17 protein-coding genes are annotated in these 21740 nt (G+C 57.7%); 16 read left to right on the top strand and 1 reads right to left on the bottom strand.

Features of this window, described 5'->3' with window-relative positions; all coding sequences use genetic code 11:
* Positions 1-85: 85 nt before the first annotated feature.
* The 10 genes from bamA (at position 86) to tilS (ending at position 13132) form a co-directional block, all read left to right on the top strand.
* Positions 86-2425 (top strand): outer membrane protein assembly factor BamA, encoded by a 2340-nt coding sequence (bamA, locus tag BLW01_RS05515; RefSeq protein ID WP_229806389.1) that lies wholly within the window; start codon positions 86-88, stop codon positions 2423-2425.
* 41 nt (positions 2426-2466) lie between these two features.
* Complete coding sequence (locus tag BLW01_RS05510; RefSeq protein ID WP_092568481.1) at positions 2467-2973, top strand: OmpH/Skp family outer membrane protein; 507 nt, start codon at positions 2467-2469, stop codon at positions 2971-2973.
* A gap of 56 nt (positions 2974-3029) precedes the next feature.
* A complete protein-coding gene (lpxD, locus tag BLW01_RS05505; RefSeq protein ID WP_092568480.1) occupies positions 3030-4070 on the top strand; it encodes a UDP-3-O-(3-hydroxymyristoyl)glucosamine N-acyltransferase in 1041 nt (346 codons plus the stop codon).
* 114 nt (positions 4071-4184) lie between these two features.
* Positions 4185-4628, top strand: a complete 444-nt coding sequence (gene fabZ, locus BLW01_RS05500; protein ID WP_092568479.1) for a 3-hydroxyacyl-ACP dehydratase FabZ — start codon at positions 4185-4187, stop codon at positions 4626-4628.
* The gene (lpxA, locus tag BLW01_RS05495; RefSeq protein WP_092568478.1) at positions 4625-5392 is read left to right on the top strand and encodes an acyl-ACP--UDP-N-acetylglucosamine O-acyltransferase; all 768 of its coding nucleotides are present in this window, start codon (positions 4625-4627) and stop codon (positions 5390-5392) included. Before fabZ ends, lpxA begins: the two co-directional genes overlap by 4 nt.
* A gap of 3 nt (positions 5393-5395) precedes the next feature.
* The gene (gene lpxB, locus BLW01_RS05490; protein WP_092568477.1) at positions 5396-6589 is read left to right on the top strand and encodes a lipid-A-disaccharide synthase; all 1194 of its coding nucleotides are present in this window, start codon (positions 5396-5398) and stop codon (positions 6587-6589) included.
* Complete coding sequence (gene rnhB, locus BLW01_RS05485) at positions 6586-7197, top strand: ribonuclease HII (protein WP_092568476.1); 612 nt, start codon at positions 6586-6588, stop codon at positions 7195-7197. The genes lpxB and rnhB overlap by 4 nt, the downstream gene beginning before the upstream one ends.
* 61 nt (positions 7198-7258) lie before the next feature.
* Positions 7259-10759 (top strand): DNA polymerase III subunit alpha, encoded by a 3501-nt coding sequence (dnaE, locus tag BLW01_RS05480; RefSeq protein ID WP_092568475.1) that lies wholly within the window; start codon positions 7259-7261, stop codon positions 10757-10759.
* A 107-nt stretch (positions 10760-10866) separates the two neighbouring features.
* Positions 10867-11820 carry an acetyl-CoA carboxylase carboxyl transferase subunit alpha gene (locus BLW01_RS05475; RefSeq protein WP_092568474.1) on the top strand — a complete coding sequence of 318 codons (954 nt, stop codon included), beginning with the start codon at positions 10867-10869 and terminating at the stop codon, positions 11818-11820.
* 37 nt (positions 11821-11857) lie between these two features.
* The gene (gene tilS / locus BLW01_RS05470) at positions 11858-13132 is read left to right on the top strand and encodes a tRNA lysidine(34) synthetase TilS (RefSeq protein WP_092568473.1); all 1275 of its coding nucleotides are present in this window, start codon (positions 11858-11860) and stop codon (positions 13130-13132) included.
* Here the strand turns inward: tilS and ppx are convergent.
* A complete protein-coding gene (ppx, locus tag BLW01_RS05465; RefSeq protein ID WP_092568472.1) occupies positions 13119-14654 on the bottom strand; it encodes an exopolyphosphatase in 1536 nt (511 codons plus the stop codon). The genes tilS and ppx overlap by 14 nt on opposite strands.
* A 490-nt stretch (positions 14655-15144) precedes the next feature.
* Here ppx and rho point away from each other — a divergent pair, with 490 nt between their 5' ends.
* The 6 genes from rho (at position 15145) to BLW01_RS05435 (ending at position 21735) form a co-directional block, all read left to right on the top strand.
* Positions 15145-16404 (top strand): transcription termination factor Rho, encoded by a 1260-nt coding sequence (rho, locus tag BLW01_RS05460; protein ID WP_092568471.1) that lies wholly within the window; start codon positions 15145-15147, stop codon positions 16402-16404.
* Between the two features lie 186 nt (positions 16405-16590).
* The gene (ubiD, locus tag BLW01_RS05455) at positions 16591-18093 is read left to right on the top strand and encodes a 4-hydroxy-3-polyprenylbenzoate decarboxylase (RefSeq protein ID WP_092568470.1); all 1503 of its coding nucleotides are present in this window, start codon (positions 16591-16593) and stop codon (positions 18091-18093) included.
* Positions 18090-18872 carry a ferredoxin reductase domain-containing protein gene (locus BLW01_RS05450; protein ID WP_092568469.1) on the top strand — a complete coding sequence of 261 codons (783 nt, stop codon included), beginning with the start codon at positions 18090-18092 and terminating at the stop codon, positions 18870-18872. Before ubiD ends, BLW01_RS05450 begins: the two co-directional genes overlap by 4 nt.
* Positions 18869-19582 carry a dihydromonapterin reductase gene (gene folM, locus BLW01_RS05445; protein ID WP_092568468.1) on the top strand — a complete coding sequence of 238 codons (714 nt, stop codon included), beginning with the start codon at positions 18869-18871 and terminating at the stop codon, positions 19580-19582. Before BLW01_RS05450 ends, folM begins: the two co-directional genes overlap by 4 nt.
* 522 nt (positions 19583-20104) lie before the next feature.
* On the top strand, positions 20105-21154 hold the full coding sequence (locus BLW01_RS05440) for a 3-deoxy-7-phosphoheptulonate synthase (RefSeq protein ID WP_092568467.1): 1050 nt from the start codon (positions 20105-20107) through the stop codon (positions 21152-21154).
* Positions 21155-21216: 62 nt separating this feature from the next.
* Complete coding sequence (locus BLW01_RS05435; RefSeq protein WP_092568466.1) at positions 21217-21735, top strand: DUF3087 family protein; 519 nt, start codon at positions 21217-21219, stop codon at positions 21733-21735.
* Positions 21736-21740: the final 5 nt, after the last annotated feature.

The following is a 21740-nucleotide window of genomic DNA, read 5'->3' as shown; positions in this document are numbered from 1 at the left end:
TAGGGCTGGCCTTGTCAGTCACCCGTACAAATGTATATGGTGCTTGTTCTACAAGCGGCTAGACCAACTCGAGCGAAGCGACTGCATGAAACTCAAGACCATCGGATTGGCGGCGTTGCTGCTGGCCGGCTCACAGACGGTGCTGGCGAATTCCTTCAATGTTTCGGATATTCGCGTGGAGGGCCTGCAACGCGTTTCGGCCGCTTCCGTGTTCAATGCATTTCCCGTCAGTGCCAATGATCGTGTCGATGAGCGCGAGCTGGCGGAGGCGGCACGGGAGTTGTTTTCCACCGGATTGTTCGACGACGTCAGGCTGGCTCGTGAGGGCGATGTCCTGGTGATTCAGGTGGAAGAACGGCCTGTCATCTATGAACTCGATATCAGCGGCAATTCGCAGATCAATGAAGACGATCTGCGTGAAGGCCTGGCTGATTCCGATGTGTCCGAAGGCGAAGTGCTGCAACTTTCGACACTCGAAGAGATTCAGCGTGAACTCGAGCAGGTCTATCTCAGCCAGGGACGCTACAGTGCCTCCATCGACGCCGAAGTCGAGGAACTCGAAGATAACCGTGTTCGTGTGAACATCGATATCGATGAAGGGGATGTCGCCAAGATTCGTCAGATCAATATCGTCGGCAACGAAGATTTTGACGACGAAACGCTGCGGGAATCCTTCGAGCTTGAAGATCGTCCTGGCTGGTTCTTCGGATGGTTCTCCGATGACGAGTACTCTCGGGAGCGCCTGTCCGGGGATCTCGAGCGTTTGCGTTCCTTCTATCTGGATCGTGGCTACGTCAATTTCAATATTGCCTCGACGCAGGTATCGATCAGTCCCGACAAATCCGACATCTACATCACCGTCAATGTGGAAGAAGGTGAACGTTTCCGTCTTGGCGATATTCACTTCGCCGGGGATCTCAAGATCAGCGAAGATGAGGCGCTATCCCTGGTTGAGGCGGAACGAGGCGAGATATTCTCGCGCAGCGATGTCACGGCGTCATCTGAAGCGATCCGTTCGCGTTTGGGGGCCGAGGGGTATGCGTTTGCTGAAGTCGAGGGGGTGCCCGAGGTCAATCCCGATGGCGAGACCGTCGATCTGACGTTCAATGTCGAACCGGGGCGTCGGGCCTCCGTACGTCGTATCAATTTCGTCGGCAATACCACCACCGAAGATGAGGTGCTGCGCCGCGAGATGGTACAGATGGAAGGTGCGCCTGCCTCGACCGAGCAGATCACCCAGTCCCGGGAGCGGCTGGAACGTCTTGGTTTCTTCCGTCAGGTGGAAGTCGAAACCGAGCCGGTGCCAGGAGAACCGGATCAACTCGATGTCACTTACAATGTCGAGGAGCAACCTTCCGGATCGATTTCAGCCAGCGTGGGCTATTCTCAAAGTGCTGGTGTCATTTACGGGGCCTCTCTGTCGCAGAACAATTTCCTGGGGACCGGGAACCGTGTCAATGTCGGGGCTCAGCGAAGCGATACCTTTACCAATCTCAATTTCGGCTTCACCGACCCGTACTGGACACTGGATGGCATTTCCCGCGGATATAACCTGTTCTATCGCGAGACGGACTATGAGGACTCCGATATTTCGACATACTCCACGGATGCCTACGGTGGTGGGATCAATTTCGGTTATCCGGTCAATGAGCTGTCTCGCCTGAATTTCGGTGCCAATGTCGAGGATCTGTCGATTCAGACCTACGATGATACGGCGTCAGAGATCATGCAGTATGTCGACGACCAGGGTAATGATGCCCAGAGCTTGAATGTGACGGCCAGCTGGACGCGTAACAACCTCAACCGCGGGGTTTTACCGACGGATGGCAGTTATCAGCGTGCATCACTGGAAACGTCGGTACCCGGCAGTGATGCCGAGTATTACAAGGCTCGCTATGAGGCTCAACGACTGTTCTCTCTCGACAATGAGTGGGCATTGAAATTCCGGTCCGAGCTCGGTTATGCCGATACGCTGGGCGGCGACGACCCTTATCCATTCTATGAGAACTTTTTCTCTGGTGGTTTGGGATCGGTGCGTGGCTTTACATCGAATACGCTGGGACCGCAGACGACCCCTCAGCCGGGTGATGACGAGGATCGTACGCTCGGGGGCAATGTCCTGGTCGAAGGGTCTGCCGAACTGCTGTTCCCGCTGCCCTTCATCGAGGATCGGCGCTCGATGCAGACCAGCCTCTTCGTTGATGCTGGCAATACCTTCCTGACGGACTGCTATGATGTTGAGCCGGGCCAGACGTCGCAGTGCGAGTCGGGTGTCGATATGGGCGACTTGCGCTACAGTGCCGGTATCGGTTTGTCCTGGCTGACCCCGGTTGGTCCCTTGACCTTCAGCGTGGCGCAACCTCTCAATGACGAGGACGAGGATGACACACAATTCTTCCAGTTCTCGTTGGGACAGACCTTCTGAAGCGATGACTGCACAATGAGCTCGCAAAGGAGTATGAGCGTATGCGTACAGTGATAGAGGGAGTATGCCTGGGTGCCATGTTGTTGCTTCTGGCACTGCCGGCGCAAGCGACTGAAGTGGGCGTGGTGGATTGGCGTGAAGCGCTGATGAATACCAATGCCGCTCAGCAGTCACGTGACCGTCTGGAAAGCCAGATCGGCAACGAACAGCAGCAGTTGCAATCCTTGGGACAGGAATTACAGCAACTCCAGCAGCGCATGCAGCAGAATGCCGAGACCATGTCCGACTCGGAACGACAGCAAGTACAGCAAGAGTTGCAGCAGAAAGGGCAGCGATTCCAGCAGTTGCGGGCACAGGTGCAGGAAGCTCAGCAGCAGGCCGAGCAGCAGTTGCTGGAAGAGTTTCGTCCCAAACTGGAGCAAGCGATCGATCAGGTGGTTCAGCGCTACAATCTTGAGGTCGTCGTCGATGGAGAAGCGGCTATCCATGTCGACGATAGTCTCGATTTGACCAATGAGGTCACACAGATACTCGATTCGCTCAACTGAGGTGGAAGGGCGCCAGACTGTTTGGCGCCCATCTGCCGTGTACCCTGCAGGCACTCATGGACAACCCTTCATCTTCAGGACTGACACTGGCCGAGCTCGCCAAACGGTTGGGCGCCCATCTGGATGGTAACGGCGAACGCGTCGTTACCGGTTTGGCAACTCTTGAGGATGCCGGGCCCGATGATGTCACCTTCCTTGCCAACAAAGCCTATCTGAAGTATCTGGCGGATACGCGGGCTGCTGCCGTGTTGCTGCACCCTCGGCATGTTGAGGAGTGTCCGACCGCGAGTCTGTCTTTGGATAACCCTTATCTGGGGTATGCCGAACTGTCTCGCTTATTCGACCCTTTGGCTGCTCGCGATAAGCCGGGCATCCATCCGACGGCAGTCGTCGATGGCAGTGCCCGTTTGGCTGAGGGAGTCCAGGTTGGTCCCAATGCCGTTATTGAGGAAGGGGTGCGTCTGGATGCCGGAGTTATCGTCGGACCTGGCTCTGTCATCGGTGCTGACAGTGTGATCGGTGAGTCGTCGCGGTTGCATGCCAATGTGACTGTCTACCACGGAGTCACGGTAGGCAAGCGGGCCATTCTCCATAGTGGCTGTGTCATTGGTGGTGATGGCTTCGGTTTCGCTCATGATGGGGGAAGTTGGCACAAGATTGCGCAGCTCGGAGGTGTTATCATTGGCGACGACGTCGAGGTCGGTAGCTGTTCGAGTATTGATCGTGGCGCGCTGGGCGATACCGTCATCGATGATGACGTCAAGATCGACAGTCAGGTACAGATTGCTCATAACGTCCATATAGGCGAGCATAGCGCTCTGGCGGGATGTGTTGGAATTGCCGGCTCCACGAAAGTGGGCAGGCACTGCATGTTGGGAGGCGGTGTCGGTCTGTCGGGTCATCTGACTATTTGCGATGGCGTGCAGGTCACGGGCATGAGCATAGTGACCAATTCAATTCACGAGCCTGGTGTCTATTCGTCAGGAACCGGGGCCATGGATAATGCCCTCTGGCGCAAGAATGCCGTTCGTTTCAAGCAACTCGATGAAATCGCCAAGCGATTGACGCAGCTGGAAAAAGCCTATCGGCAAAGCTGATGCCTGGTTGGCAGTTATCGTTGTTGCGCCGACTCATGGTCCGTCTATCAAAAGATATTGTTGTCATCGCCTGTCCCTCGGGAGGGGCTTTTTTTCATTTCAGAGGTCGTATCGATGGTCATGGACATCAACGAGATTCGTGAATATCTCCCGCACCGTTATCCTTTTTTGCTCATAGATCGAGTGCTCGATTTGAAGGTGGGAGAGTCCATCGTCGGCTACAAGAATGTCAGCATCAACGAACCTTTTTTCAACGGCCACTTTCCACACCATCCGATCATGCCCGGTGTCTTGGTGATAGAAGCTCTGGCGCAAGCCTGTGGCATACTAGGGTTCAAAACCGTCAACAAAATGCCGGCTGACGGTTATGTTTATTACTTGGTAGGAAGCGACAATGTGCGCTTCAAGCATCCCGTCATGCCCGGTGATCAACTTCGCCTGGAAGCGAGTGTCATTCGTGCACGACGAGGTATCTGGAAGTTCGCCTGTCAGGCGACGGTGAACGATGAACTGGTTTGCGAAGCTGATATCATTTGTGCCGAGAGGAAGGTGGCTTGATTCATCGCACTGCTATCGTTGATCCCAGCGCCAGTTTGGCTGAAGACGTCGAGGTCGGACCCTTCAGTGTGATTGGCGCGAATGTGGAAATTGGTGCCGGCAGCGTGATCGGCCCCCATGTCGTCGTCAATGGACCGACTCGGCTGGGCAAGCGGACCCGTATATTTCAGTTTGCTTCCGTCGGCGAGGCTTGTCAGGACAAGAAATATAACGGCGAACCCACCAGGTTGGTGATGGGGGACGATAACGTCATCCGCGAGGGGGCTACGCTGCATCGTGGCACAGTGCAGGATCGTGGAGAAACCACTATCGGCCATCGCAATCTGTTCATGGCCTATGTCCATGTGGGACACGATTGTGTCATCGGTGATGACTGTGTACTTGCCAACCAGGTGACACTGGCGGGTCACGTCACAATCGGGGATTTCGCCATTCTGGGAGGATTATCTGCCATCCACCAGTTCTGCCACTTCGGCACTCATGCCATGGCAGGTGGCGGTTCGATCATCACCAAGGATACGCCCGCCTATGTGATGATCAATGGCAATCCGGCCGCCCCTCATGGGCTCAATTCGATAGGACTCAAACGGCGTGGTTTTACCCGCGATGCGATTCAGGCCCTGAACGAGTGCTATAAGTTGGTGTATCGCCAAGGTTTGACGGTTGATCAGGCGCTGGAGACGATCGAGTCACGTTTCCAGTTGCCGGAAACGTCGACCTTCGTCGAGTCGATTCGTGTCTCGACACGCGGAATCATCCGATAATCCATGACGAACCAGCCGCTGAAAGTCTACCTGGTGGCCGGTGAGTTATCCGGCGATCTACTGGGAACGGGGTTGATGCAGTCACTCAAGGCACGTCATCCCGATATCCTCTTTCGAGGAATTGGTGGGCCCGGCATGGTCTCCGAAGGCCTCGATAGTCGCTATCCCCTGGAGACACTTTCCGTGATGGGATTGGTCGAGGTGCTCAGGCACTTGCCGAGACTGATTGGTGTTCGTCGAGCCTTGCGGCGGGATGCGCTGGCGTGGAACCCGGATGTGATGATTGGTATCGATGCCCCCGATTTCAACTTGGGGCTGGAACGCGCCTTGCGCCGTGCCGGTATGACGACGGCGCATTATGTCAGCCCTTCCGTATGGGCATGGCGGCAAGGCCGCATCAAGGGTATCGCTCGTGCTGTCGATGCCATGCTGACGTTCCTGCCATTCGAAGCGGCGTTCTACCGTCGGCATCGAGTGCCGGTCGCCTATGTTGGTCACCCCTTGGCAGACGAGTTGCCGCTCGACAATGATCGTCGACAGGCACGCGAGACCCTGGGCCTGGCGGACGATGCGCCCATCCTCGCTGTACTGCCGGGTTCACGGGCTAACGAGATTCGCTATCATGGGCCGACGTTTCTCGATGCCGTGGAGCGTCTGGTGGCCAACCGCCCAACGCTCCACGTCGTGATTCCCGCCGCTACCCCACAGCGGCACCAGGAGCTTGCGGAGTTGCTGGCGCAGCGGCCCGCACTGGCACGTTGTGTCACGCTGTGTGAAGGCGATGCACGTCGCGCCATGGTGGCCGCTGATGCCGTATTGTTGGCATCCGGAACGGCGGCTCTTGAAGCAATGTTATGTCACCGTTCCATGGTGGTGGCTTACAAAATGGCGCCAATGACTCATCGCCTGGCCCGATGGCTGGTCAAGACCGATTGGATCTCCCTACCGAACTTGATCGCACGAGAAGACCTGGTGCCGGAATTGATCCAGGAGGATGCCAACGCCGAGTCCATCGCCGATCATCTGTCTTCGTTGCTTGATGATGAGCAGGCACGTCATGTCCGGGAGCGCCGCTTTGCGTCCATGCATGCCGAGCTGCAACGTGGAGCCAGTGAGCGAGCCGCCGACGCTGTGACGGCGCTGATCGAGGGGCGATCGTTGCCCGATAGCCTGGCCGACGATGGGGAGAGACCATGAGTGATCCGACCCATGTGCCGTTGGCGATCGATTATGATGGCGATTATCTGGCCGGCGTGGATGAAGTGGGGCGTGGGCCCCTGATAGGTTCCGTCGTTGCGGCTGCCGTGATTCTGAACCCGAGTGCCCCGGTGTCCGGTTTGGTCGATTCCAAGGCATTGACTGCCAAACGCCGGGAGAGCCTGGACCGTGAGATCCGAGAGCGGGCCCTGGCGTATGCCGTGGCCGAAGCCTCCCCGGCCGAAATTGACGAGATGAATATCTATCATGCCACTCATCTGGCCATGCGTCGGGCCGTTGATGCCTTGCCGGTGGCGGCTGAATACCTGCTGGTCGATGGCAATCGGCTACCGGGGCACCACCTGCCTGGACAGGCCGTGGTCAAGGGGGATGCTCGTCATCCCGCTATCGCTGCGGCGTCTATCCTCGCCAAGGTGTACCGCGATGCGCAGATGCTGTTTCTGGATAACCGCCATCCCGACTATGGGTTTGCCCGCCACAAGGGCTACCCCACCGCCGACCACCTGGCAGCATTGGAACGACTGGGGCCGTTGCCAGAGCATCGGCGCTCCTTTGCGCCTGTCAAAAAACAGCTGGCGCTATTCTAGACAAGCGATGGCGGGCACAATATCTGTTACCTTTCGATAATCGATGGATCATGAGCTCGATATGACCACTCCTTTCGTCCACCTTCGCGTTCATACGGAGTTTTCGCTCATCGATGGCTTGGTCAAGCTCAAGCCATTGGTGACAGCCACCGCTGAGCATGGCATGCCTGCCCTGTCGGTAACCGATGAAACCAACCTGTTTGGACTGGTCAAGGCCTACAAGGGAGCCGAAGGCGCCGGTTTGAAACCGATCATCGGGGCGGACCTATGGCTCGAAAACGCTCATGACGAGGCGCATCCCTACCGTCTGACGCTGCTGGCGATGAACAATGACGGCTACCGTCATCTGACGGAGCTGATTTCACGTGGCTGGATGGAGGGACAGCAGCGTGGCATGCCGTTGCTCAAGAAAGCCTGGGTTTTCGAGCAAAGTGACGGGTTGATCGCGCTTTCCGGTGCTCGGGAGGGCGAGATAGGTCGGCATTTGCTTTCCGATCACCCGAATGAGGCCCGCGGTCTGCTTGACGAATGGAACCGACATTTTCCCGGTCGGTTTTACCTTGAACTGGTGCGCACCGGACGAGCTCATGAAGAGGAGTGCCTGCACCAGTCCGTGGCGTTGGCAACTGACACCGGCACACCGGTCGTGGCGACTAATGATGTGCGTTTCCTGTCCCGGGACGAATTCTGGGCGCACGAAACCCGTGTCGCTATTGGTGAAGGCAAGGCCCTGGATGATCCACGACGCGAGCGTCGCTATAGCGAAGAGCAGTACCTGAAGAGCCCGGTGGAAATGGCGGAACTGTTTGCAGACATCCCCGAGGCCCTGGAAAACAGTGTCATGATCGCGGCTCGCTGCAACGTCGATGTCAGACTGGGTGAGATTTTCCTGCCGGAATTCCCGATTCCTGAAGGCATGACGCAGGAAGCGTTCTTTCGCAAGATTTCCCATGACGGACTTAGTGAACGCCTGACTCAACTCTTCGATGGTCCCAATGCGATCTACCAGGGCCGTGATCGTGCCGAGTACGAGGCGATGTACCGTCAACGGCTCGATTTCGAGCTCGATATCATTCTGCAAATGGGATTCCCCGGTTACTTCCTGATCGTGATGGACTTCATCCAGTGGGCCAAGGACAACGACGTTCCCGTGGGGCCGGGGCGGGGGTCCGGCGCCGGTTCACTGGTGGCCTATGCGTTGAAGATCACCGATCTTGATCCGCTGGAGTACGACCTGCTGTTCGAGCGTTTTCTCAATCCGGAACGCGTCTCGATGCCCGACTTCGACGTCGACTTCTGCATGGAGAAACGCGATCGGGTGATCGACTACGTTGCCGAGCATTACGGGCGCGATGCCGTCTCGCAGATCGTTACCTTCGGAACCATGGCGGCCAAGGCGGTAGTACGTGATGTGGCGAGAGCCCAGGGCAAGCCATACTCGCTGGGTGACAAACTCTCCAAGTTGATCCCCTTCGAGGTCGGGATGACGCTGGAGAAGGCCTACGAGCAGGAGGAACCGCTGCGGGAGTTCCTGAGCAATGATGATGATGGCCGAGAAATATGGGACATGGCCCTGAAGCTCGAGGGCATCACTCGAGGAAGCGGGAAGCATGCCGGTGGGGTCGTGATCGCGCCGACGAAGTTGACCGATTTCGCCCCACTGCTTTGCGAGGAGGATGGCAGCGGTCTGGTTGTCCAGTTCGACAAGAACGACATCGAGGAGGCCGGCCTGGTCAAGTTCGACTTCCTCGGGCTACGCACGCTGACGATCATCGACTGGGCGTTGGAAATGGTCGATCAGGTACGTGCCGCCCAAGGCCAGGGACCGCTGGATATCAACACCATCCCACTCAGCGATGGCCCGACCTTCGACCGTCTCAAGCGTGCTGAAACCACGGCTGTCTTTCAGCTGGAATCGCGCGGTATGAAAGAGTTGATCAAGCGGCTTCAACCCGACTCGCTGGAAGATCTCATCGCGTTGGTCGCATTGTTCCGTCCTGGCCCCCTGCAGTCCGGCATGGTCGACGATTTCATCAATCGCAAGCATGGTCGGGCCGATGTCTCTTACCCGCACCCGGACTATCAGCATGAATGGCTCAAGCCGGTACTCGAGTCGACCTACGGCATCATCCTGTATCAGGAGCAGGTGATGCAGATAGCTCAGGTGATGGCAGGGTATAGCCTGGGCCAAGCCGACTTGCTGCGTCGCGCCATGGGCAAGAAGAAGCCTGAGGAAATGGCCAAGCAGCGTGTCGGTTTCATGGAAGGATGTGAGGCGAATGGCATCGACCGTGACTTGGCCGGCAACCTTTTTGATCTGGTCGAGAAGTTCGCCGGTTACGGTTTCAACAAGTCTCACTCGGCAGCGTATGCGCTGGTGTCGTATCAGACGGCCTGGCTCAAGGCGCATTACCCGGGGCCATTCATGGCGGCAGTGTTGTCCACGGAAATGGACAATCTCGATAAAGTCGTTCCCCTGATCGAGGAGTGTCGCCATCTGTCACTGACTGTGACACCGCCGGATGTCAATGTCGGTGGCTATAAGTTCACCGTCGACGATGAAGGGCGAGTCGTATACGGCCTCGGTGCGATCCGTGGTGTCGGGGAGGGGCCGATTGGCGCCATCGTGGAGGCTCGCAACGATGGTGGCCCCTTTACGGACCTTTTCGATTTCTGTCGTCGTGTCGATACCAAGCGCCTCAACAAACGCACCATGGAAGCATTGATCCGGGCGGGAGCATTGGATCGCCTGGGGCCATCCCGTGCCGTTCTCTTTGACGCACTCGATGCCGCAATCAAGGCGGCGGCACAGAATCACGCCAATCAGTCCCGGGGCATGATCGACATGTTCGGCGATGTCTTTGCCGATCCCGGCGATCAGGATGTCTATGCCGATTTCCGCGACGCACGGGACTGGACCGACAAGGTGCGTCTGGCCGGAGAAAAAGAGACGCTGGGGCTGTATCTTACCGGCCATCCCATCGATGAGTACGAAGGGGAACTGACACGTTTCGTATCGACACGTATCGCTGATCTCAAGCCAAGCCGTGAGCCTCAACGGGTAGCCGGTCTGGTGGTGGCCATGCGCACCATGAAATCCAAGCGGGGCGATACGATGGCCTTCATCACGCTTGATGACCGTACCGGTCGGATCGAGGCATCGCTGTTCGGTGAGTTGTTCGAGCAGGTGCGCAGTCGTCTTGAAGCCGATCAGGTGTTGATCGTGGAAGGCGAGGTGTCGAATGACGACTATTCGGGCGGGTTGCGTCTTCGCGGCAAAGAGGTAACGCCGATGGTCGATGCGCGGACCCGTTATGGCGAAGCGGTCGAATTATCGCTTGATGGTCGACGTGCTAATGGTCGGCTGGTAGACAGTCTACGTGATAGCCTGACGCCTTGGTGCGATGCGCACGGACTGCCAGTTCGGGTATGCTACCGCAATGATCAGGCCAGCGGCTGGCTGGAGCTGGCCGACGAGTGGCGCGTGTCGCCCAGTGATGAGTTGCTTGTCGCGTTGCGTGATGTCGAAGGCCAGGACGGGGTGCGCCTCCGCTACCGATGAATACGGGATGGCTTGCGCCATGGTCCCAAGCTGCGATAATGCTCCAACTGTCTTCATTTCTTCCACGTGTTGACGTGGCTGCCAGATTCCGACGAAGCTGAAACGCTATGAATCCCAATTATCTTGATTTCGAACAGCCCATTGCCGAGTTGCAGGCGAAGATCGAAGAGCTACGGCTGGTCGGCAACGACAGCAAGATCAATATCAATGAAGAGGTCAACAAGCTTCAGGAGAAGAGCAAGAAGCTCACTGAACAGATTTTCCGCGACCTCAGCGCCTGGCAGATCTCGCAATTATCACGCCATCCCAAACGGCCCTATATGCTCGATTATATCGAGCATGTGTTTACCGATTTCGACGAATTGCACGGGGATCGCCATTTTGCTGATGATGCGGCTCTGGTCGGTGGTATCGCCCGTCTTGACGACAAACCGGTGATGATCATCGGCCACCAGAAAGGGCGTGACGTCAAGGAGAAGGTACGGCGTAATTTCGGTATGCCGCGCCCTGAGGGCTATCGCAAGGCCTGTCGTTTGATGGAAATGGCTGAACGGTTCAATCTGCCGGTACTGACCTTTATTGATACCCCCGGCGCCTATCCGGGTATCGATGCCGAGGAGCGTGGCCAGAGTGAGGCCATCGCATATAACCTGGCGGTGATGTCAAGGTTGAAGACGCCGATCGTCACGACCGTCGTCGGTGAAGGGGGCTCTGGAGGCGCGCTGGCCATTGGTGTCTGCGACGAGTTGCAGATGCTCCAGTACTCGACGTATTCGGTGATTTCACCTGAGGGCTGTGCGTCGATTCTCTGGAAAAGCGCCGAGAAGGCCTCTGAGGCGGCTCAGGCGATGGGCATCACGGCTGAACGGTTGAATGAACTGGGGTTTGTGGACACCCTGATCGATGAACCTCTGGGTGGTGCACACCGCCAGCCTGGCGAAACCGCCGAACGCATCAAGCATGCCTTGCTCGCGAGCCTGGATCGTCTGCAGTCCATGGAGGTCTCGGCACTGTTGGCACGGCGTTACGACCGGTTGATGAGTTACGGCGCTCCGGCCTGAGCGTCATGACGGCACGTGAGGTGGCCCCTCCGGCTTCATGTCTCTCCAGTCATTAGTCGATCATGCCCTGGCGGAGACACCGCCAGGCAGTGCTGTGTGGGTTGCGCTTTCCGGTGGGCTCGACTCATCACTGCTGTTGTGGTTGGCAACCGAGGCGAACCGCCACTACGACCGTGATCTTCACGCCTTGCATATCAATCACGCCTTGCAGGGCGCTGCTGCCGATTTCGAAGCACACTGCCATCGCCTATGTTCCTGGCTCGGGATCCCGTTGCGCGTCGAACATGTCGATGTGCCCGATGACAGCGATCTCGGTCCGGAGGGAGCAGCGCGCCAGGCGCGCTATGCCGCATTCATGCGATGCGTCGCCGAAGGCGAGACTCTGTGGCTGGCCCAGCACCGGAATGACCAGGCAGAAACCTTTTTGCTGGCGGCGCTGCGCGGTAGTGGTACGCGTGGATTGGCCGGCATGAGCCGAGTGCGCGACTGGCATAACCGCCACCTTATGCGTCCGTTCTGGGCTGTGCCTCGCGCCAGGCTGGAAGCCGCCGCTCATGAATTGAAGGTACCCTGGATCGAGGATCCGACCAATGCAGATACTGCGTTCGACCGTAATTTCCTGAGACATCAAGTCCTGCCACTATTGCGATCACGCTGGCCGGCAGTCGACAAGTCGCTGGCGGCGTCGGCGCGGCTCGCTGGCGAAGCGGATGCGTTGCTTGACGACCTGGCGTCCTTGGATCTGGGAACGGTAGGTGGGGAGCCCGGCTGTCTTTCCATTTCCCGGCTATTGCAACTCAGTGAGCCGCGGATGCGGCTTCTGCTGCGCTATTGTTGCCAGCAACTCGGCCTGCCCACCCCGCCAGCGGCGCGCCTGACGACCCTCATCGAGCAGTTGGGGAGTCGTCGGGATGCCTCGGTTCATGTGGCGTGGAACGGCGCTGAGGCGCGTTGCTGGCGTGATGGCCTCTATCTGCAGTCCCCCGGTGTCAGTATGCCTTCCGATTGGCAAGCGGTCTGGGATGGCCTCTCGACACTGGAAACGCCGCTGGGACCACTGCGTTGGCAACTTCTCGCCCCTTGGACCGGAACCATCGAACTGCACGTTCGGCCGCGGACCGGGGGGGAGCGGTTGAAGTTGCCGCAGCGTGGTCATCGGGATCTCAAACGCCTGCTCCAGGAACAGCATGTGCCTCCTTGGCAGCGTCGGGCGTTGCTCGTGATCTGGCATGATGATCAGGTCGTAGCCGTAGTGAACCCTGTCGGAACCTTTGGCCTGTGTGCCGAATGCTGGCAACTCATGTCGTTCTGACATCGAGAGTGAAGCCGGCGGCACGCTGGTATTCGACCTCTTGTTCGAGGTCATTGATGATCAGGGCGAGTTCGGGGAGGTGCCGATCCAACGTGATGTCGAGCCTGTCACCTTCGGCCTTGATGGAGAGTTGTGTCATGGCACGTTCCGGCCGTGAATGGTTGAGAATGACCGCCAGGCGAAGCAAGCGTGCCAGCTTGGCCAGTACCGGGCGGAAACCGGCCGGCACTGTCTCGAGTTCCTTGGTCGGAAACTTGCGACGGTGGGCGCGAACCAGGAATGCCAGCGCCTGTTGTTCAGGGCGGGAAAATCCCGGCAGATCGGAGTTGGCAATCAAGTAGGCGCCGTGGCGGTGAAATTGGCTGTGCGAGATGGCCAACCCGATTTCATGTAATTGGGCAGCCCAGTCGAGATATTCGATCTGCTCGTCGCTGAACGGCCAGTCTGACGCCAGTTGTGTCAGGCAGGTTCTGGCCGTTTCGCCGACATTGTCAGCCTGACGGGGATCGGTGCGGTAACGTTGGCGTAATGCCTCCAGCGTCTGTAGACGCGAGTCTTCAGCAGTATGGCGGCCGGCGAGATCATAGAGCACGCCTTCGCGCAATGCGCCGTCGGAGTAACGCATATGGTCGAGTTCGAAGGTATCGAAAATAGCGCACAGGATGGCCATCCCGGCGGGAAATACCGTGGCGCGGTCCGCTTTCAACCCTGACATGGAGAGTTTGTTGAGCTGCTTTTGCTTCAGGATGCGCCCGCGCAGTGCCCATAAGCCTTGTCGGGTGATGATCCCTTCCGGTCCATCGCCATGAGCGGCGATAACGGCGGCGGCTGCTTTGATCGTGCCGCTGGATCCTACCGGGTCGCTCCAGCCGAGCTCACGATAATGACGGCGTATGTGGGCCAGTTCGGAGGTTGCGGCGAGTTGCGCCTTGCGAAAGCGTTTCTCGCTGATTTCACCGTTGGCAAAGAAGCGCTGGGTATAAGCGACGCACCCCATGTGCAGGCTTTCCAGAGCCAAGGGTTCGAACTGCTCCCCGATGATGAATTCCGTCGAGCCGCCACCGATGTCGACGATGAGTCGTCGGCCATGAACGTCCGCCAGCGCGTGGGCAGCCCCCAAATAGATCAGGCGGGCTTCTTCGCGTCCGGAGATGATTTCGATCGGATGGCCGAGCACCGTTTCCGCCCGTTCTATGAATGTCTGACTGTTCTTGGCGTCGCGCAGGGCATTGGTGCCCACGACACGAAACCCGGTGGAAGGAATGTCGGCGATGAAAGGGTAGAAGCGTGTCAGACAGTCCAGGGCCCGACTCATGGCAGCGTCATTGAGATAGCCATCCTCCTCGAGGCCCGCTGCCAACTGGACTTTCTCGCCTTGTTTGGCTACTACCTGCAGTTGTCCGCCAATGTGATTGGCGACCAACAGATGAAAACTGTTGGAACCGAGATCGATGGCCGCCAGACGGCGAGGTTGAGAGGGCGTTGAGTCGGGCATCCTGCGAATGGCCGTGGGCGTGGTCATGACGTATCCCTTCGCTCAATATGGGGTAAGGTTGCGGGGCGTTGAAGGGCTTGTCAATCGGTGACCGCAGGCTGGTGATCGATCAAAATGCATCTAAGGGTTGCGTTTCATGTCGTGCTTTACTAACATCGAGTCGTTCGCCTGTTCCGAATGCTTCCCGACCGCGTCGCGGTCATATTCCAAGTCGTCAGATAGCCCGCTGATTCATTCGATGGTGCATAAGCATCATTATTGTTAATCAGGCGACACAATGAATGATCATAACGCCTCTTTCGTGTCCTCTCTGGTCGCTGTCTCCCCTGTGGAGAGATTAATGGCAACCAGCAAGCGTCTACCGTCAGCCTGAATGAAGACGGGTAGGAACGTGCGGCAACACTAAAGTGGCTGAACCCAGGGCTCTGAACGCATCACGCGGCGTATCGTCACCGCCTCCTGTCGTTTCCCGGCGCATAGCCGCCCACGCTGACACGAGCAATTTCTGAACGAACCGATGAATCTTACCGAACTCAAGCAAAAGACCGTTCCGGAGCTTTTGGATATCGCCCGAGAAATGGGCATCGATAACCTGGCCCGGTCACGCAAGCAGGACATCATCTTCTCCATCCTGAAGCGGCATGCAAAAAGCGGCGAGGATATCTATGGAGACGGTGTGCTGGAAATTCTGCAGGATGGCTTCGGCTTCCTCCGCAGTTCCGACAGCTCTTATCTTGCCGGCCCGGACGATATCTACGTCTCGCCTTCGCAAATCCGTCGCTTCAACCTGCGCAAGGGCGATAGCATTGCTGGCAAGATTCGTCCGCCTAAAGAGGGCGAGCGTTACTTCGCGCTACTCAAGGTCAGCCAGATCAACTTTGACAAGCCGGAGAACGCCAAGCACAAGATCCTGTTTGAGAACCTGACGCCGCTGTTCCCTCAAGAGCGACTCGTGATGGAGATCGGCAACGGTTCGACCGAGGATCTCACAGCCCGGGTCATCGACTTGACCGCGCCGATCGGAAAAGGCCAGCGTGGCTTGCTCGTCTCGCCTCCCAAGGCTGGCAAGACGCTGATGTTGCAGAATATCGCGACCTCGATAACCCGCAACAATCCCGAGTGCCACTTGATCGTGTTGTTGATCGACGAGCGTCCGGAAGAGGTGACCGAGATGTCACGAACCGTGCGTGGTGAAGTGGTCGCTTCGACCTTCGACGAACCGCCGGCCCGACACGTTCAAGTGGCCGAAATGGTTATCGAAAAGGCCAAGCGCCTGGTCGAGCATAAACGGGATGTGGTCATTCTTCTCGATTCCATCACCCGTCTGGCACGCGCCTACAATACCGTGGTCCCGTCATCGGGCAAGGTGCTGACCGGCGGGGTCGATGCGCATGCTCTGGAGAAGCCCAAGCGTTTCTTCGGTGCCGCCCGCAATATCGAAGAAGGGGGCAGCCTGACCATCATTGCCACCGCTCTCGTGGAGACCGGCTCGAAGATGGACGAAGTGATCTTCGAGGAGTTCAAGGGCACCGGTAACATGGAGGCGCACCTGGATCGCAAGCTGGCCGAGAAACGTGTCTATCCGGCTCTGAACATTCGCCGTTCCGGTACCCGTCGCGAGGACCTGATTGCCTCGGAAGACGAGATGCAGCGGATGTGGATTCTGCGTAAGCTCCTCAACCCCATGGAAGATGTGGCAGCGACTGAATTCCTCATCGATCGCTTGAAGGATACGAAGACCAATATCGAATTCTTCGAAGCCATGAAACGCCGCTGATGGGAAAGCAGGGCCCTCGATACTCCTCGTGACGGTCTGCTCATGTCATGCGGAGGTCTTGCCGGAATTCGCGCCTTGCTGACCACTGTTCATTATTCTCCGTCAGTTGTGGGCGGAGTGGGAGCAGAAAACCGGAGGGGTAGCATGTTATGCTGCCCTTTCGTTTTTCCGGTCACGGGATAGTCGATGAAATATAAGGACTTGCGGGACTTCATCGCGACGCTGGAGGCACGGGGGGAGCTACAGCGGGTCACTGCTGAGGTCGATCCCTACCTGGAAGTTACCGAAATTTGCGACCGAACGCTGCAGGCTGGTGGACCAGCGCTGCTGTTCGAGAATGTCAAGGGCCATGACATGCCGTTGCTCGGTAACCTCTTCGGCACGCCCGAGCGAGTGGCTGCCGGCATGGGACAGGAGAGCGTCGAAGCGCTTCGGGAAGTCGGCAAGCTGCTGGCCTTTCTCAAGGAGCCGGATCCCCCCAAGGGATTTCGCGATGCCTGGGACAAACTGCCGATCGTCAAGCAGGTCATGAGCATGGGGCCCAAGACCCTGAGCAAGGCACCGGTCCAGGAAGTGGTTCTGGAAGGTGACGAGGTCGATCTGGACCGGTTGCCGATCCAGCACTGCTGGCCCGGCGATGTGGCACCGCTAATCACCTGGGCTCTGGTGGTCACGCGAGGGCCGGAGAAAACGCGTCAGAACCTGGGAATCTACCGTCAACAGAAGCTCGGCAAGAATCGCCTGATCATGCGATGGCTGGCGCATCGTGGCGGTGCCTTGGACTTCCTGTCGTTTCAGCAGCAGTATCCAGGGGAACCATTTCCAGTGGCCGTGGCACTGGGGGCCGATCCGGCCACCATCCTGGGCGCCGTGACGCCTGTGCCGGACAACCTTTCCGAATATGCCTTCGCCGGTTTGCTGCGCGGATCGCGGACCGAACTGGTCAAGTGTGGTCATGCCGATCTGGAGGTTCCGGCCTCGAGTGAAATCGTTCTGGAAGGGTTCATTTATCCGGAAGACGTCGCCGAGGAAGGGCCGTACGGGGATCATACCGGTTATTATAATGAGGTAGAAACGTTCCCGGTGTTCACCGTCGAGCGTATCACGCATCGTCGCGACCCGATCTACCACTCCACCTACACCGGCCGTCCACCGGATGAGCCGGCAATTCTCGGACTGGCCTTGAATGAAGTCTTCGTGCCGATCCTTCAGAAGCAGTTCCCTGAGATCGTCGACTTCTACCTGCCGCCCGAAGGATGCTCATACCGCATGGCCGTGGTCACCATGAAGAAGCAGTATCCCGGCCACGCCAAGCGTGTGATGATGGGAACCTGGAGCTTCCTGCGCCAGTTCATGTACACCAAATTCGTGGTGGTGCTCGACGATGATGTCGATGCGCGTGACTGGAAAGACGTGATCTGGGCCATTACCACCCGCATGGATCCTGCACGCGACACGGTGATGGTAGAGAACACTCCCATCGATTATCTGGATTTTGCCTCACCGGTCGCAGGACTGGGCTCGAAAATGGGGCTGGATGCGACTCGCAAGTGGTCCGGCGAGACTGACCGGGAATGGGGGGTTCCCATCGTCATGGATGAAGCGGTCAAGTCTCGTGTCGAGGCACGCTGGAGCGATCTGGGCATCGATCTGCCTTCCGCTTTCCCCAATGACAAGAGGACATCATGACGGCTAGGACGTTGACCTGCCAAGTTACGACGGTTGAGGACCTGACACCCGATGTGTTTCGTGTGCATCTGGCAGGCCGTGCCGAAGCCATGGTCCATGCACCGGGCCAGTATCTTGAACTCCAGCTCGACGAGATGACCTGGGTGCCGTTTTCCATTGCCAATGCCCATGTCGGCGATGGCTTCCTGGAATTGCATATCCAGCATTGGCCGGAGCGTGAAAACTCCGCACGCCTGCGGGAACTGATGCAGCATGCCGCTCAACTATCCCTGCGCCTGCCGGGCGGCGACTGTATTCTGGATACGTCCAGCCGGCGTCCTTTGACCTTGATTGCGGCGGGCACCGGATTCGCACAGATGAAAGCGATCGTCGAGGCGTCGCTTACTGCTGATGCCTCGCGCGAAATCGATTTGTGGTGGGCCGTGCGTGAACGACGGGATCTCTATCTGGAGAGCTTGCCGCGCGAGTGGGCGGATGCCTATCCTGGTTTTCATTTCCATGGCGTCATCGAGGCGGAAGCACCCGAGGGATTCGATGACGTGCGCGTGAGTGCGCATCAAGGGCGCATCGATGAGGCCCTTGACCACTCGGTCGATTCGCTGGCCGGTCGTGACGTCTATCTTTCCGGATCACCGGGGATGGTTTATAGCTGTATCGATACCCTGACTGCCCGTGATCTGGAGCCATTGCGAACCTTTTCCGATGTCTTTTCCTACGCCCCGCGGGAGCCGCTGTTTCCTCATCATGATCTTCCCCGGAAAGAGGAGAAGCTGACATGAGTGCGGCTCCCATTCTGATCACAGGCGGCGCCCAACGCCTGGGACGCTACTGTGCCGAGCGACTGCTGGATGATGGTCATCCGGTGATCATTAGCTATCGTCGGGAACGTGATGAACTGGCGTCACTCAATGAATTGGGTATCGTGACACTGCCGGCGGACTTCTCCACCGAGGCCGGTATCCACGATTTCATCCGGCGCCTCAAGAGCGAGACGAGGTCATTGAGGGCAATCGTTCACAATGCCAGCGATTGGGCGCCAGATACCTTGGGTGAGGATGCTGGGCACACGTTCGAGCAGTTGTTCCGCGTGCATATGCAAGCCCCTTATCTGGTCAACCTCCATACCCGGGAACTGCTGGAAGCCGGTGATGAACCACAGCGTGATATCATCCACATGACCGACTACGTCGCTCAACGCGGTTCACGCAAGCATGCGGCCTATGCAGCGACAAAAGCCGGCCTGGAGAATCTCACTCTGTCCTTCGCCGCGATGTATGCACCTGCCATCCAGGTCAATGCCATCGCGCCAGCCTTGATCATGCTCAATGAGGATGATGATGCTGTCTACGCCGAAAAGGCCAAGGCCAAGTCGGCCATGCAAATGATTCCCGGCCCTGATGTGATCTACCAGAGTCTACGTTATCTGCTCGACAATCGTTTCGTGACTGGAGTGACGTTACCAGTCGATGGCGGGCGTCATCTGCGTTAGACTAGCCTGAGTCAGCCAATCACATGGCTTGTCAGAGACGCTCAGCCATGTAATATTAGCACCAATATATTTATTGATTGGAGTCTTCATGGTGTTCACTGTTGACACAACCCCCTTGTCGTCCGCACAGACTGTGGTCGATAAGGTCGTGTGCAAGATGAACGCTGCATCCGGCTTCTGGCGCTATTGGTTTAGCGTCGGCGCGCTGTTGGTCGGAAGATAATATCCAGACCAAGAGGCGCGCCCGATGAGCCGGGTTGCCTCCACTGTTTCATGACCCCCGGTCGGCAACCCGATCGGGGGTTGTTCGTTTCTGGACGGCTGTATGATCAGGAAAACGAGGAGAAATTGACATGTTCGACCGACACACTGTTAGCACTATGCCCAGCCTTGCTCTCTATGCCTATGGGTATGGTAGCTGGCGATTTAGTGGCTGTCGGTCGGTTCAGTGTGCCACCTCCGGCCGGCATCGCATCGGTGGCGAAACGACCCGATGTTCGATAATGTGCCGGAGTGTTGACCATGAATGCCGAGCTTGATCTTTGCGATAACGATACCTCTCATCAAACCCTGCCGACCCCGAATGCGTTGCGTCAGCGCCTGCCGGTGACCGACTCCCTGCAGCAGGCCATCGATGCTCAGCGCGATGCGGTCAAAGCCATTCTCGATGACCGTGATGACCGGATGCTGGTGATCGTCGGCCCCTGTTCCATCCACGACCCCCGTGCCGCGCTGGAGTATGCAGAGCGCCTTGCTGAACTGTCATCGCGAGTTGATGACCAACTGTTGCTGGTCATGCGTGCCTATGTCGAGAAGCCACGCACTACGGTTGGCTGGAAAGGCCTGGCCTATGACCCTTACCTGGATGGCAGTAATGACATGGCGTATGGCCTTCAGGTCTCGCGATCATTGCTGCGCGATATCACTGCGCTGGGCTTACCGGTGGCGACGGAACTGCTACAGCCGATGGTGGCGGCTTACCTCGATGATCTTCTGGCCTGGACAGCGATCGGTGCCAGAACCACGGAGTCACAGATTCACCGTGAACTTGCCAGCGGTCTTGAAGCCGCCGTGGGATTCAAGAATGCAACCGACGGGGGGCTCGATGTCGCTATCGATGCCATGTGTGCTGCAGCGCATCCACAACGTTATTTCGCCATGGATCGAGATGGGCGTCCGGCAATGCGTGACACTAGGGGCAATTCGGCAACACACGCGGTCTTGCGCGGTGGTCATTCGGGACCCAACTATCATGCCGAGGCCATCGCACGGTGTCGTGAGGCATTGAGGACAGCCGGCGTGGCGCCGCGTCTGATGGTCGATTGTAGTCACGCCAATTCCTGCAAGGATCATCGCCGCCAGGGAGGGGTATTACGCGAGGTGCTGAATCAACGCCTGGCGGGGGAGGACAGCCTGATAGGCGTGATGCTGGAAAGCTCCTTGCAAGAAGGTAAGCAATCGCTGTCATCATCAGAACTCGCTTATGGCGTATCGATCACTGATGCTTGCCTAGGGTGGGATGAGACACAGGTCTTGCTGCAAGAAGCGGCCGAACGGTTACGATACGACTGAATGGACGCAACGACGTGGTGCCCGGATAATGTCCGGGCCATGTTCATGACCCAAGGAAAACGATGGCAACGATCTTTCGATTCGAGTCGCATGACCCTGATCGCTATCGCCGGAAGGCACGTATCATCAGCCTATCGATGTCCGCTCAGGTCATCGTGCTGGCGGTGGTCTTCTCTCAATTGTTGAGTCTGGGGCTCGACGGCGGATTATGGCGCTATCTGACAGGCATACTGCTGGCATTACTGGCAACCAGTCTGATATTTGCCATATTGCTGGAGCGCCCCTGGATGGCTGAGATGCGCTACGCATGGGAGCTCAGGCAGCGACTCTCTCAAGTACGCGGGTATCTGCCAACGCTGCGACAGGCGATCGAGGAGAACAATCCGACGGCGCTTGAGGTGCTTGCTTTCTATCATCAAGGGCTCGAGCAACTTGCTGCCCTCAATGGACGTACTCTCGACGATGATACCGAGCGCCAGGCCGAAAAGGCGGTTGTACGGCAACGCCGTGAAGCGCACGGTATGCCACCGACGGTCGATGGGTTCGATCCGGAAGATTTACGCGCCTTCAAGAAGAGCTGATGCGT

Origin of the sequence: Aidingimonas halophila (assembly GCF_900106955.1) — a bacterium.
GTDB lineage: Bacteria > Pseudomonadota > Gammaproteobacteria > Pseudomonadales > Halomonadaceae > Aidingimonas > Aidingimonas halophila.
This window is presented reverse-complemented; position numbering and strand designations above follow the sequence as displayed.